The organism is Pedobacter ginsengisoli (genome assembly GCF_030244015.1).
Taxonomy (GTDB): Bacteria; Bacteroidota; Bacteroidia; order Sphingobacteriales; family Sphingobacteriaceae; genus Pedobacter; species Pedobacter ginsengisoli.
Window position 1 is genome coordinate 563,867 of sequence record NZ_JASSYX010000004.1, and the last position, 12,770, is coordinate 576,636.

General features: G+C 42.0%; 15 protein-coding genes and 1 tRNA gene. 11 read left to right on the forward strand and 5 right to left on the reverse strand.

Going from position 1 to position 12,770, the window contains the following annotated elements; all coding sequences use genetic code 11:
• The first annotated feature begins 210 nt into the window (after positions 1-210).
• The 9 genes from metK (at position 211) to QEP08_RS19775 (ending at position 7,013) form a co-directional block, all read left to right on the forward strand.
• Positions 211-1,461 carry a methionine adenosyltransferase gene (gene metK / locus QEP08_RS19730; protein ID WP_285060414.1) on the forward strand — a complete coding sequence of 417 codons (1,251 nt, stop codon included), beginning with the start codon at positions 211-213 and terminating at the stop codon, positions 1,459-1,461.
• Positions 1,462-1,578: 117 nt separating this feature from the next.
• A complete protein-coding gene (locus tag QEP08_RS19735; RefSeq protein WP_285060415.1) occupies positions 1,579-1,926 on the forward strand; it encodes a hypothetical protein in 348 nt (115 codons plus the stop codon).
• Positions 1,927-2,028: 102 nt separating this feature from the next.
• The gene (locus QEP08_RS19740; protein ID WP_285060416.1) at positions 2,029-2,478 is read left to right on the forward strand and encodes an NfeD family protein; all 450 of its coding nucleotides are present in this window, start codon (positions 2,029-2,031) and stop codon (positions 2,476-2,478) included.
• On the forward strand, positions 2,475-3,431 hold the full coding sequence (locus tag QEP08_RS19745; RefSeq protein WP_285060417.1) for an SPFH domain-containing protein: 957 nt from the start codon (positions 2,475-2,477) through the stop codon (positions 3,429-3,431). Before QEP08_RS19740 ends, QEP08_RS19745 begins: the two co-directional genes overlap by 4 nt.
• Before the next feature lie 346 nt (positions 3,432-3,777).
• Positions 3,778-4,314 carry a DUF2975 domain-containing protein gene (locus QEP08_RS19750; protein ID WP_285060418.1) on the forward strand — a complete coding sequence of 179 codons (537 nt, stop codon included), beginning with the start codon at positions 3,778-3,780 and terminating at the stop codon, positions 4,312-4,314.
• Positions 4,315-4,316: 2 nt separating this feature from the next.
• On the forward strand, positions 4,317-4,526 hold the full coding sequence (locus QEP08_RS19755) for a helix-turn-helix domain-containing protein (RefSeq protein WP_285060420.1): 210 nt from the start codon (positions 4,317-4,319) through the stop codon (positions 4,524-4,526).
• A gap of 460 nt (positions 4,527-4,986) precedes the next feature.
• The gene (locus QEP08_RS19765) at positions 4,987-5,850 is read left to right on the forward strand and encodes a helix-turn-helix domain-containing protein (protein ID WP_285060421.1); all 864 of its coding nucleotides are present in this window, start codon (positions 4,987-4,989) and stop codon (positions 5,848-5,850) included.
• A 314-nt stretch (positions 5,851-6,164) separates the two neighbouring features.
• Positions 6,165-6,713: a carboxymuconolactone decarboxylase family protein gene (locus QEP08_RS19770; protein ID WP_285060422.1), complete on the forward strand. Its 549-nt coding sequence runs from the start codon at positions 6,165-6,167 to the stop codon at positions 6,711-6,713.
• A gap of 147 nt (positions 6,714-6,860) precedes the next feature.
• Positions 6,861-7,013 carry a hypothetical protein gene (locus tag QEP08_RS19775; protein WP_285060424.1) on the forward strand — a complete coding sequence of 51 codons (153 nt, stop codon included), beginning with the start codon at positions 6,861-6,863 and terminating at the stop codon, positions 7,011-7,013.
• A 129-nt stretch (positions 7,014-7,142) separates the two neighbouring features.
• On the opposite strand, the gene QEP08_RS19780 is transcribed toward QEP08_RS19775, so the two are convergent.
• The 3 genes from QEP08_RS19780 to QEP08_RS19790 all read right to left on the reverse strand — a co-directional run bounded on the left by QEP08_RS19780 (position 7,143) and on the right by QEP08_RS19790 (position 9,244).
• Positions 7,143-7,216, reverse strand: a tRNA-Asp gene (locus QEP08_RS19780).
• A gap of 86 nt (positions 7,217-7,302) precedes the next feature.
• Entirely contained in the window at positions 7,303-8,376 is a 1,074-nt protein-coding gene (prfA, locus tag QEP08_RS19785) for a peptide chain release factor 1 (protein WP_285060426.1), read from the reverse strand.
• Positions 8,377-8,494: 118 nt separating this feature from the next.
• A complete protein-coding gene (locus QEP08_RS19790) occupies positions 8,495-9,244 on the reverse strand; it encodes a UDP-2,3-diacylglucosamine diphosphatase (protein ID WP_285060427.1) in 750 nt (249 codons plus the stop codon).
• Positions 9,245-9,374: 130 nt separating this feature from the next.
• Between QEP08_RS19790 and QEP08_RS19795 the strand changes: the two genes are divergently transcribed.
• Positions 9,375-10,385: an NAD(P)/FAD-dependent oxidoreductase gene (locus QEP08_RS19795; protein ID WP_285060428.1), complete on the forward strand. Its 1,011-nt coding sequence runs from the start codon at positions 9,375-9,377 to the stop codon at positions 10,383-10,385.
• A 2-nt stretch (positions 10,386-10,387) separates the two neighbouring features.
• Complete coding sequence (locus QEP08_RS19800) at positions 10,388-10,717, forward strand: 2Fe-2S iron-sulfur cluster-binding protein (RefSeq protein WP_285060429.1); 330 nt, start codon at positions 10,388-10,390, stop codon at positions 10,715-10,717.
• 11 nt (positions 10,718-10,728) lie between these two features.
• Here the strand turns inward: QEP08_RS19800 and QEP08_RS19805 are convergent, their stop codons facing one another.
• Complete coding sequence (locus QEP08_RS19805; protein ID WP_285060430.1) at positions 10,729-12,432, reverse strand: S41 family peptidase; 1,704 nt, start codon at positions 12,430-12,432, stop codon at positions 10,729-10,731.
• Positions 12,433-12,528: 96 nt separating this feature from the next.
• Complete coding sequence (locus QEP08_RS19810; RefSeq protein ID WP_285060431.1) at positions 12,529-12,744, reverse strand: hypothetical protein; 216 nt, start codon at positions 12,742-12,744, stop codon at positions 12,529-12,531.
• Positions 12,745-12,770: the final 26 nt, after the last annotated feature.

The following is a 12,770-nucleotide window of genomic DNA, read 5'->3' on the forward strand; positions in this document are numbered from 1 at the left end:
CAAAATAATTGATATTTTTTGACTATTTGAATATATATACTAATTTTGCAGCGTTAAAAAGTGGACTGATTTGCGATGCTATCTAAAAATAGCGGGATTGCAACCACGTAAAAAAAAGTGCTAACCTATCTACACTTCCTTTTACAGCCTGTTTCACAGGATTGGCTCCTTCTAATTAACAATTTTAAACTTAAAATTTAATTATTTAGAATGTCATATTTATTTACATCCGAATCAGTTTCTGAAGGCCATCCAGACAAAATAGCTGATCAAATCTCCGATGCACTTATTGATAATTTTTTAGCATTTGATCCCGAGTCGAAAGTTGCATGCGAGACTTTGGTCACCACTGGCCAGGTTATACTAGCAGGCGAGGTAAAGTCTCAAACTTATCTGGATGTTCAGCAGATTGCCCGCGATGTCATTAAAAAAATCGGATACACCAAAAGCGAGTATATGTTTGAGGCAAACTCATGCGGAATTCTTTCAGCCATTCATGAGCAGTCGCAGGACATTAACCAGGGTGTAGACAGGAGCAGTAAAGAAGAGCAGGGCGCAGGCGATCAGGGGATGATGTTTGGCTACGCCACCAATGAAACACAGGATTACATGCCTTTGGCCCTGGATCTTGCCCACAAATTATTACAGGAACTTGCAGCGCTAAGAAGGGAAAATAAAGAAATTGCCTATTTGCGCCCCGATGCAAAATCACAAGTAACTTTAGAATATGATGACAACAACAAACCTGTACGGATCGACGCTATCGTTATTTCTACTCAGCATGACGACTTTGATGAAGAGTCCACAATGCTTGCCAAGATTAAAAAAGACCTTGTTGACATCCTGATTCCAAGAATTATTGCAAAGTATCCGCAATACGCACACCTGTTTAACGACAAAATAGAATACCACATCAATCCCACCGGGAAATTCGTGATCGGCGGCCCACATGGCGATACCGGTCTTACAGGACGTAAGATCATTGTGGATACCTACGGAGGCAAGGGCGCTCATGGCGGTGGTGCTTTTTCCGGAAAAGATCCAAGTAAAGTCGACAGGAGCGCTGCTTATGCAACACGTCACATTGCCAAAAACCTTGTGGCAGCCGGAGTAGCTGATGAAATATTGGTGCAAGTCAGCTATGCCATTGGCGTTGCAAAACCAATGGGTATCTATATCAATACCTATGGAACAGGGAAAGTAAGCAAAACAGATGGCGAGATAGCGAAAATTGTGGAAAACATCTTTGATATGCGTCCTTACTTTATCGAACAGCGCTTGAAACTGAGGAATCCAATTTATAGCGAAACAGCAGCTTATGGCCATATGGGCCGCAAATCCGAGACAGTTACCAAGACTTTCAAAAGCCCGGGAGGTGAAGAGAAAACGGTAACCGTTGAACTGTTTACATGGGAAAAATTAGACTTTGTAGACCAGGTAAAAACAGCCTTTTCTTTGTAAGGCAGATTTCAGTCAAATTATCAAAAAAGGCTTTCTTTCCACAGAGAAGCCTTTTTTTTGTGCCCATCAGAAAACTTTTCCCCGTTCCGCTTGTTGTATCTGAAAAACAAATCTATTATGGAACGTCCAGTTGAAATGAATACTCTTAGTCAAATCTTGGAAAAGTTGAGACTTAAAGGTTTAGATAATGAAATAAAGATGACTGATCATGGCAAAATGCAGGGGGTAGGTCTTAACAAAATATATAACCCCGAAGATCTTACCATCATAAAAACATATCGTTTTGAAGGAGATTCTGATCCCGCAGACAATTCCGTTTTATATATTCTGGAAGATAAGGACGGGCAAATTGGTTATATTCTGGACGCCTATGGCATGTATAGTTCACAGGAAGGCGCAGGATTTGATGATTTCTTAAAGAAAATACCTACCGCCGACAGAGATTTGCAGGAGTTATTTTCCTAAACCAGAATCGCCCGGCGTTTTTATAATTAGGATTACCGGTTAAAATCATTACATTTAATGTCAGGGGAACTTGCTCCCAAAACCTGACTATTAGCCAAGTGTATGAATGAGATTTTAAATAGCGCGCTTATTTGGTTCTGCATAGGATTTATATTTTTTGCCCTGGAATTCGCTATCCCGGGCTTCATCCTTTTCTTCTTCGGAATAGGTGCATGGATAGTAGCAATTGTCTGCTTTTTCACGGACATTTCAATTAACACACAAATTATTTTATTCATCTCGAGCTCGTTAGTTACCGTATTACTTTTTAGAAACTGGTTAAGGCGAAAATTTGGCAATTCGGGAGTAAATTCCAAACATCTGGAAGATGAGTATATCGGCAAAGTTGCAAAGGCTGAAACCTCAATAAGCCCGGGAAAGAGCGGGAAAGTAGAATTCAAAGGCGCCAGTTGGGAAGCCAGTTCGGACGATGATATTGCAGCCGGCGAAAATGTAATCATTACTGAAACCAGAAGCATTATATTAATTGTTAAATCCATCAAAAACATATGACTCCATCAACCTACATCCTGATTATTTTAGTTGTATTTATTCTGATCGCATTCTTTTCAACGTTTAAAATAGTGCCGCAGCGATCTGTGTTTATTGTCGAACGCCTGGGTAAATACAGCCGGTCACTTGAAGCAGGCTTTCATATATTGATCCCTTTCATAGATAAGGTAGCATATAAACAGAACCTGAAAGAACAAGCGATCGATGTCGCCTCGCAGATCTGCATTACCAAGGACAACATTGCTGTAGAAGTTGACGGCATTTTATACCTCCAGGTAATGGACCCGCAGAAGGCATCATACGGTATTGACAATTACCGTTTTGCGGTGATCCAGATTTCTCAGACGACGATGCGTAGTGTAATTGGAAGAATGGAACTGGATAAGACATTCGAAGAGCGTGAAACAGTAAACGCCACCATTGTAGAGGCAGTCGATAAAGCCAGCGAACCATGGGGCATTAAGGTCTCCAGATATGAAGTGAAAAACATTTCGCCTCCGCAAAGCATTCGGGATGCCATGGAAAAGCAGATGCGGGCAGAGCGTGAAAAAAGGGCTTTGATCGCTGAATCAGAAGGTGATAAACAAGCTAAGATTAACCGTGCTGAGGGTGACAAGCAGGAAATGATTGCCAGGTCAGAAGGTGAAAAGATGCGTAAAATCAATGAAGCCAGTGGCACCGCCTCAGAAATTGAGATGGTGGCGATAGCAACAGCAAAGGGGATTTTGGAGATCGCAAAATCAATCAATCAGGACGGTGGTATGAATGCCGTGAATCTTCGCATTGCCGAGCAATACCTTACCGAATTCGGAAAGTTGGCTAAGGTAAATAATACAATGATTGTACCAGCTGACCTGTCCGACATAGCAGGTGTCATTTCCAGCGTGACTTCAGTGCTGAATACAGCCAATTCAACCGGCATTCTATCTGGTACTGCAATTAAAAAGGCATAACTATGTATAAATAGTAGTTATCAGCCCTTACGTTGATGCTGATAGTTCAGATTCAATGAGTAGTATTTCCTACCTGGCGACTCATTAGACTTTCCTTTTTAAGGAGAAAACAGGAACAATTTGGGAACCACCGGAAAACAAAAAGCCTGCTATCGTTTGATTTGCAGGCTTTTTCGGTTTTAATACCTTCTTTATTGATTTTCGCCTCATCCGTAGTGACCATCAAGGACTATAAGCTCCGGAATAAGACAATGAATAGAAAGCATGTTTATTTTTTATCAAAATATTTTTATTGTTTATCAATTAATATTTATTATGTTTGCCGAAGCAATTAAACTTTAGAATTATGTCAAAAACAAACAACTTCGTATTTTGGGGCTTATATATTGTGGCTTGGGTCATTTTTGTCGGCTTGTCGATTGAAGCAGGAGGCTTAATAGTAAATTTTTTTTTCAGCCTGTATAAACCTGAATTTGTCCAAAATCTTTATCAAACGTTGGACCTAACTAAAATGTATAAAGACAGTAAATTAGCCTTTTTCGGCATCTATAGCCTCATTCTAATCACTTCAATTTTAAAAGCTTACTTGTTTTACATAGTTATCAGACTAATGCACAAAATGGATTTAACAAAACCGTTCAACACTTTCGTTACGAGACAAATTTCACAAATTAGTTACTACACCCTTTCAATTGGACTATTAAGCTACATTGCCAGGGAGTTAGCTAAAGATTTAATGCACTACGGTTTTGCTACCGACAACTTAAACCAATTTTGGGCAGACAGTCAGGCATTTATTTTAATGGGAGCTGTAATCTATATTATTGCTACTATTTTTAAAAAAGGGGTAGATATTCAAAACGAAAACGATTTAACTGTATAACAATGCCAATCATTGTAAACTTAGATGTGATGATGGCAAAGCGAAAGATGTCGCTTAATGAGCTATCAGAAAAAGTTGAGCTGACTCTTTCTAACCTATCCATTTTAAAAACTGGAAAGGCAAAAGCCATACGTTTTAGCACTTTAGAAGCTATATGCAAGGCCCTCAATTGTCAGCCTGCTGATATTCTGGAATATGCAGATGAAACCTAAAACTAATTCAATATGAAAATCAAAATGACCAAAGCATTTCTATAGGTAAAAAAGAAATGATCAATTCTTTCGGTGTCATATGTTGGCCTATAGAAAACTCGTTCACACAGCTTGAACAAGGAATTATTGACGTGACATTAATGAAAAGAAGACACGTACGTTATTTTTAGCAGGTTCAATCAGCAAGTCACTGAATGATGTTGGTGTTTTGAAATTGGTGCAGGATAAAAGGCTAAGCCTCTATACTGATATCAATGATTATCTGGTGTCATGGAAATTTCCATATGATTCCTTACCGAGTAAAAATTCTGATGAAAAGATTGTTATATGGCTCAAATCGTAGTTTCTATATTGCCCATTAATGGCCATTCTGGAAAAGCAACCGTGACGATATTTCAGAAATACAAGCATATACACTGCTCAGTCGCTATATTTGCGTCCACTTCCTCTCACGACTAACATGAAGCAACACTATATTGACCCTATTTCTGCTGGCGAATTGCACCTGACACAACAAGAAGCAACCTTTGATAGATTATTCTTTCAGCGGGACCGTAAAGATAAGTTTTTAACTATTGCCTGGAATAACGGGCCTGCCCAAATGGTAATGATAGATGGCATTCAGTACGCATATCCTGCTCAAACCATCTTACCACTGATGGTCAATCAGACCTTTACGTTTGAAAAGCCTGAACAGATCATCGCATGGCAGTATAATCGTAACTTCTATTGTATTGTGGATCATGATAAGGAAGTGAGCTGTGTAGGTTTTTTGTTTTATGGGTCCGCAGAAATCATGTTTATTCAACTGGATGAACAACAGCAAAAAAAGTTTAATCTGCTGCTACAAGTCTTTATTGATGAATTTGAAGATAAGGACACCATACAACGCGATATGCTGCAGATGATGCTCAAACGGCTGATCATCATTATAACCCGGCTGGCAAAAAAGCAGTATCTGAATGAGCAGACATTAACCGATGACAAACTGGATGTTTTACGTAAGTATAACCTCCTGGTAGAGAATAATTACCGCAAGCAACACACGGTACAATTCTATGCCGACCAATTAAATAAATCGCCCAAAACCCTGGCTAATTACTTTGCTTTATACAATCACAAGTCACCCCTGGCTGTAATTCAGGAAAGGATAATACTGGAAGCAAAAAGGCTTCTGATGTATACAGATAAGTCGGCAAAGGAAATCGGCTATGAGCTGGGGTATGATGACGCGGCTTACTTCAGCAATCTTTTCAAAAAGCATACCGGCTATGCGCCGTCCGATTTCCGGAATGCTAAGTCTTCCTTGCTTTCCGGCCAATAGTTATATGCTATCGGGAAATCTCTCTATTCTTTAGCCTCCCCATCAGTTGCACCTTCGTATTGTCCAATAGGACATATAAAAGGTCATGAAAAATCTAAATTATGGCAGGTGGGGAATTACTGCTTGACGGCGGTTTGAGAACGCATAATTAATAATAGTAATTAAATTTATAAGGGTCTCCTTCGATGAGGGAGACCTTTTTATAAGGCATATTTTACATGTCGTCGGGAATTCTCTCTATTCATCAGCCCGGCACTTAGCTGCACCTTTGTAATGTCAAAAGACAACAACAAAGAATTTAAATAAATCAAATCATGAAAAATTTCACAATTCCAACCAAAGAACAAGTTTCACCAACTAACCAAGCTATTTTTGATAACCTGAACGGCATGGTAGGTTTCGTACCTAATTTGTATGCCATATTTGGCCACTCTGATACCGCATTGAGCGATTACCTGGCTCTTCAAAACAGAAAATCTTCTATTCGTGCTAAAGAACGTGAAGTGATAAACTTGGTGGTTAGCCAGGTAAACAACTGTTCTTATTGCCTGAGCGCACATACGCAATTTGCTAAAATGAACGGCTTTTCTGAGGAACAGATCCTGGACATCCGCAGAGGCAGTGTAGATTTCGATCCTAAACTGAAAGCCTTGGCTAAACTGGTAAAAAGCACTACGGAGAACCGCGGCCATGCCGATGCAGAAGCTTTAGAAAACTTCTACGCCGCCGGCTATACAGAAGCAAACTTAATAGACGTAGTGATCATCATCGGTGATAAAATCATCACTAATTATTTGCACGCCTTAACCGACATTCCTGTTGACTGGCCTTTAGCTCCTGAATTAGAAACAGCTACTGCTTAATACTATGCAAAGGGAGGTGTTACTCATCTCCCTTCTTTATTCCTTTTCTTCATCATCAATTTAAGTATATACTATCATGGAAACTAGCAACACCTCAGCATATGAGCCGTGTCGAAAACGGTGTATTAACTTTTCGCTTTACCACTAATGGCGGAAACACTGGCGAGTGAACTGGCAGACTTTCAGCAGTCAAAGTATTGCAAACGTGATTTTCACGTGATTGCAAGCGTACAAACAGCCAAAGCATTGCAGGATCGGCAAAAGCAGTCCCGGAAACCCTGGAGATACAAGAGCAGATAGAACTCCCCCAACAATTCCGCTTGATCCCAATTCCGCTTAATCCATGAATATTTCGGGGTATATCTAAAAAGAAAAAAGCCTGCTATCGTATGATTTGCAGGCTTTTGTAAGTTTTGATATTAAATTTAGCGGACCGGACGGGACTCGAACCCGCGACCTCCGCCGTGACAGGGCGGCATTCTAACCAGCTGAACTACCGGTCCGTTTTCCCGTCTCTTTCGTTTCGGGATTGCAAATATAGTGCGTTTATTTAACTTTGCAATATATATTTTAAAATAATCATAAACCCTTAAATTACAGAGCCTTCTTTTAGCTTCTCGGCATTTTCAGCAAACTGCAATGCATCTATCAGTTCCTGAACACCCCCATCCATCACTCCGTTCAGGTTATAAAGTGTCAATCCAATGCGATGGTCCGTCACCCTGCCCTGAGGATAATTATAAGTACGGATCTTAGCCGAGCGGTCTCCGGTAGAAACCATTGTCTTACGTCTTGCCGCTATGTCTCCATTTTTCTTTTGTAATTCTATATCATAGAGCTTGCTTCTCAGCATCTCCATGGCAATGACCCTGTTGCCAAGCTGCGAGCGTTCCTGCTGACAAACCACCACAATGCCCGATGGTCTGTGCGTCAGCTGCACCTTTGTTTCTACCTTATTTACATTCTGCCCGCCGGCACCACCGGAACGGGAAGTCTGCAGATCAATATCAGCTGGATTGATGTACAGATCTATCTCTTCTGCCTCAGGCAGGACAGCCACAGATGCCGCCGAAGTATGAACACGTCCCTGGGTTTCCGTATCCGGCACACGCTGTACACGGTGAACTCCTGACTCGTATTTCAGCTGTCCATAAACATCCTCACCGCTCACTTTCAAAATCACCTCCTTATAACCCCCGGCAGTCCCCTCAGTTACGTCAACAGTCTCCACCTTCCAGCCTTTCTGCTCAAAATACCTGCTGTACATGCGGTACAAATCGCCTGCAAACAAAGCCGCTTCATCGCCACCCGTACCACCTCTGATCTCAAAAACAGCATTCTTAGCGTCCTCCGGATCAACCGGAATTAACATCAGTCGTACTTTTTCCTCCAGCTCTTCCTGCTGAACCAGCAGCAGGTCCAGTTCTTCCTTGGCCATCTCACGCATTTCAGCATCCTTTTCTGTACTCAGGATCTCCTTATTCGCTTCGATATTGCTCATTACATTCTTGTAGACCTTATACTCTTCCATGATCTTGCCCAGATCTTTGTACTCTTTATTTAAAGCCGCAAAACGCTTCATATCCTGCATCGTATCAGGATTACTCAACTGCTCCTCCACATCTTCCCAACGCAGTTTAATTGCTTCTAATTTCTCTAACATATCTTTTTTTCAGAAAACATTCTTTGCCTCAACGGCAGATTTTTTATTCGGGCAACAAAATTACGGCTTTTTCAGTTAAGGTTCTTAAAAATTTACAGCGATCATCTGCAGGCAGAAACTATTGTCCTTTTTCAAAATACTCCAGCCTTAGGTTAGTCCCGTCAAACACCGCATAAGAATTGTATTTGAGCCACTCTCCCGTGTTGACGTATTTACTTCCACTACCCAGGTCTATTTCCAGCGGCAAATGCCGGTGGCCAAAAATAAAATAATCGTAATGCGCAGACTTCAACCGCTCCTTCGCATAAACAGCCAACCATTCTTTCTCAATCCCTCCAAAAACCTCCTCTGCCCTCGAGGCAGCCTTACTGCTCTTAGACCACCTGTTTGCAATACCCATACCAATCACTGGCGGAACCATAGAAAACAGCCACTGACACAGCGGATTTCTGAAGATCTTTCTGAGTATCTTATATTTTCTGTCGCCGGGGCCCAATCCGTCACCATGATGTAAAAAGAATTTCTTCCCGCTGCGTTCAATAACCAGCTCATCGCTGACGATCTCCATGCCCATCTCCCTGCTGAAATAATCATTTACCCACATGTCGTGATTGCCCTTAAAAAACCAGATCTTAATTCCGGCATCAGCCATTGCTGCAAGCTTTCCCTGGAGCCGAATAAAGCCTTTTGGGACTACTGTGCGGTATTCAAACCAAAAATCAAACACGTCACCCATCAAAAACAATTCTGCGCAGTCGGGCTGAATAGCATTGAGCCAACGCACAATGCGGTCTTCACGTTTGCGGCTTTCCGCAAAACCTGGCGAACCCAAATGAAAATCAGAGGCGAAATATATATTCTTATTCATCAATAAAAACAAAGATAAACAAAATATCAGCTCCGTTTTTTTTCATAAGTTCTACGGGTTATGTAGAATATTTATAAATAGCTCCATTATTAAAACAAAAGTTCGTAAATTCGCACAAATTTTAAACGACATGATTTCTACTGATATAGCCATCATTGGCGCAGGCCCCGTAGGTTTATTTGCAATTTTCGAAGCAGGTTTATTAAAAATGCGTTGCCACCTGATTGACTACTTACCACAAGTAGGCGGGCAGTTATCTGAAATATATCCTAAAAAACCAATATACGACATCCCTGGCTATCCAACAGTTCTGGCACAGGAACTTATAGATAACCTGATGGAGCAAGGCAAACCTTTCCATCCGGGCTTTACCTTAGGTGAACGTATCGAAGGACTGGAGAAACGCGGCGAAGGTGATTTTGTATTGACGACCAACATGGGTACCATCATAGAATCCAAAGTAGTGGTGATCGCAGGCGGCTTAGGCTGCTTTGAGCCGCGCAAACCAGCAGTAGCAGGCCTTGAACAGTTTGAAAACGGAAGAGGTGTCAATTATATGATCCTTGATCCCGAACAATACCGCGGTCAAAGGATGGTAATCGCAGGCGGCGGTGACTCGGCACTTGACTGGACCATTTTCCTTGCAGACATCGTTGAAGAACTCACCCTTGTACACCGCAGCGAAAGCTTCCGTGGCGCACCTGACTCTGTGAATAAAGTGATGGCACTGGCAGAAAGCGGAAAGATCAACTTGATCTTAAACAGCAACCTGAATTCTGTCTCAGGACATGGTAAACTAGAAAACGTAGAGATCGTCCACAACAAAACTTTAGAGCCGACCAACGTAGCCGCAGATCATTTGATCCCTCTGTTTGGCCTGAGCCCTAAATTAGGTCCGATTGAACAATGGAACCTCAACATCAGCAAAAGTGCCATAGAAGTAAATACAGATGACTATTCTACCAATATCCCGGGAATTTATGCCATCGGTGACATCAACACCTATACCAACAAGCTGAAGCTGATCCTTTGTGGTTTCCATGAGGCAGCACTGATGAGCCACAGCGCTTATCAATACATGAACCCCGGAATAAAATATACCATGAAATACACCACAGTTAACGGAGTATCCGAATTCTAAACATGGAAGAAAACAACATTACCATACACGTTCAAAACCCGGACGGCAGCCGTACTGAGCTAGAAGCACCAGTAGATATGGGCCTCAGCCTAATGGAATACCTGAAAGCATGTGAATATGACATCCTTGCCACCTGCGGTGGAATGGCATTGTGCGCGACCTGTTGCGTCGACGTACTTGAAGGTGAAGAGAAGCTCAACGAAATGACGGATGACGAATATGCCATGCTCGATACCCTGCCCGACCTGCTGCCAAATTCAAGGTTAGCCTGTCAGCTACAGCTTAACCACGCAATGAACGGCCTGGTCATAAAACTGCACCACGCAGAATAAACCCGGAAAAATTAGTTATTATCTGCAGCTGCGGTCATGGTCTTTACCGGACTGCCTATGGTCTTGTATTCGCCTTCGCCTTTCAATATCGCAAGCATTTTTGTAGAATTGCCCAGCAATGATTTGGCCGCAGCCAACTCCTTATCGTACTGAAAAGCTTGTACTACCTTGCCGCGTTCATAATAATACCTGCTCACGATCTGTGTTTCCAGTATCTTTTTTATCTCCGCTTTATGAGTGATCAGGTCTGTTTTCTTTGCACCAAGCATCTTTTCCTTCAGATCATCCAGATCGGTCTTCACGACACTCAGTTTATTCTCCTTTTCGGCCTCCTCCCGCAAATCAGACAACAGCCTTTCCGTCCTTGAAGTATAAGAATAGTCTCTGCTTGCCATAGACGCCACAAACTGGCTGTAATCTGCATCACTCAATTGAAAACCAGCTGCCGGCGTAATGGTCTTGTTCCGTTTCTTAAAATCATTCGCATAATCAAAAAACAGGTTTTTGCTCAATATAGACGTCGTCACCGGACTAAACTTTATCAGGTCTACCACCACGTCCGGATAGATGCCATTCCCATCATATACACTTCTTCCCGTTTTGGTACTGAATTTAGTCATTAGCGAATCGGCAAATTTCAACGTCTTGCCGCTGGCATCCTTATGCGCATAATCCAATGCCTGGATGCACCTTCCCGAAGGCGTAAAATATTTAGCAACAGTAACCTTTACCAGGCTATTGTAAGGCAAAGTAAAGGTCTGCTGGACCAGTCCCTTGCCATAACTGCGCTGCCCCACTATAATAGCTCTGTCGAGGTCCTGCAGCGCACCCGCAACGATCTCTGAAGCAGATGCTGAATTTGCACCCACCAGCACCACCAGGGGAGTCTGCGGAAACAAAGGATCATTCATAGTCTTATAAGTAACGGTCTTCTGCGGATTCCTCCCTTTTTGAGTGACCACCATAACATCCTTGTTTACAAACAGATTCACGATCTTCACAGCCTCCTGCAATATACCACCGCCATTATACCTCAGATCCAGGATCATTCCCTTTGGTTGTTCTTTGTTCAGCGCAACCGCCGCATCTTTTACCTCCTGCGCAGAATTCTCCAAAAATTTGTCGAGCCTGATGTATCCGATATGGTCTTCTGTCATTCCCGAATAACTTACATTTGGCTGTTTAATTTCATCTCTAACCAATTTTTTGGTCATTACGGCTCCGTCCCTGATGATCAGCAGATCCACCGGCGAACCCTTAGGGCCGCGAAGCAGCTGACTTACCTGGGCACGGTCCTTGCCTTTTACCTCATTATTGTCGATTTTAACCAATTGATCACCTGGCTTCAGGTCCTGCTTATCAGCCGGATAACCCTCCATCACCTCATTGACGAAGAGTTTACCTTCGATAAACAATGTAGTCGCACCGATACCGCCATATTGAGTGCTCACATATTTCAACTTATAGTCCTCTATTTCCGATTCCGGAATATACTCCGTATAAGGGTCCAGATTACCCAGCATCGCGTCAATACCATTGTGCATCAGATCTGAAGGGTTCGTTTCCTCTACATAGTTGATATTGATCTCCTTATAGAGCGCGGCAAAAATATCCAGGTTTTTGGAAACCAGGAACAAGTCTTCTTTGAAAGACCAGGTAAGCGAAGCGAAAGCAATAAGAATTAAGGCTGTGGCCAGTTTGTATTTTTTCATCATGCACTAATCTGTTGATAACCCAAACTTAGATGTCTGAATGCAATTTAACACTTAATGCCTTTAAAACCAATTTAGTCGGCTACAAAAAAGAGAAAATTACAACCTGTTGCCCTCAGGATCCGCAAGTGCTTTTTTTATGGTAAACTCAACGTATTCGCGGTCCCTTTTTACCAAATCCATGAGCTGTGTTACCAATGAATCTTCCTGGCCGGGCGTAAAGTTGATCTCTGCCTGTGCAAGGTCACGGTATTTTCTAAGAAACTTGATTTTAACCTTTGTCCAGGTTTCAGGAGTAAGTGTAAAACTTGCCATGATAATTTACTTTGGGGCAAATGTAG

What these genes read in the sequence shown, in the direction of transcription:
- QEP08_RS19810 (WP_285060431.1), bottom strand. Translation starts at nt 12,744, where the DNA reads ATGGCAAGTTTTACACTTACTCCTGAAACCTGGACAAAGGTTAAAATC.
- QEP08_RS19790 (WP_285060427.1), bottom strand. Translation starts at nt 9,244, where the DNA reads ATGAATAAGAATATATATTTCGCCTCTGATTTTCATTTGGGTTCGCCA.
- QEP08_RS19745 (WP_285060417.1), top strand. Translation starts at nt 2,475, where the DNA reads ATGACTCCATCAACCTACATCCTGATTATTTTAGTTGTATTTATTCTG.
- prfA (WP_285060426.1), bottom strand. Translation starts at nt 8,376, where the DNA reads ATGTTAGAGAAATTAGAAGCAATTAAACTGCGTTGGGAAGATGTGGAG.
- QEP08_RS19755 (WP_285060420.1), top strand. Translation starts at nt 4,317, where the DNA reads ATGCCAATCATTGTAAACTTAGATGTGATGATGGCAAAGCGAAAGATG.
- QEP08_RS19775 (WP_285060424.1), top strand. Translation starts at nt 6,861, where the DNA reads ATGGCGGAAACACTGGCGAGTGAACTGGCAGACTTTCAGCAGTCAAAG.
- metK (WP_285060414.1), top strand. Translation starts at nt 211, where the DNA reads ATGTCATATTTATTTACATCCGAATCAGTTTCTGAAGGCCATCCAGAC.
- QEP08_RS19750 (WP_285060418.1), top strand. Translation starts at nt 3,778, where the DNA reads ATGTCAAAAACAAACAACTTCGTATTTTGGGGCTTATATATTGTGGCT.
- QEP08_RS19735 (WP_285060415.1), top strand. Translation starts at nt 1,579, where the DNA reads ATGGAACGTCCAGTTGAAATGAATACTCTTAGTCAAATCTTGGAAAAG.
- QEP08_RS19800 (WP_285060429.1), top strand. Translation starts at nt 10,388, where the DNA reads ATGGAAGAAAACAACATTACCATACACGTTCAAAACCCGGACGGCAGC.
- QEP08_RS19765 (WP_285060421.1), top strand. Translation starts at nt 4,987, where the DNA reads ATGAAGCAACACTATATTGACCCTATTTCTGCTGGCGAATTGCACCTG.
- QEP08_RS19805 (WP_285060430.1), bottom strand. Translation starts at nt 12,432, where the DNA reads ATGATGAAAAAATACAAACTGGCCACAGCCTTAATTCTTATTGCTTTC.
- QEP08_RS19795 (WP_285060428.1), top strand. Translation starts at nt 9,375, where the DNA reads ATGATTTCTACTGATATAGCCATCATTGGCGCAGGCCCCGTAGGTTTA.
- QEP08_RS19770 (WP_285060422.1), top strand. Translation starts at nt 6,165, where the DNA reads ATGAAAAATTTCACAATTCCAACCAAAGAACAAGTTTCACCAACTAAC.
- QEP08_RS19740 (WP_285060416.1), top strand. Translation starts at nt 2,029, where the DNA reads ATGAATGAGATTTTAAATAGCGCGCTTATTTGGTTCTGCATAGGATTT.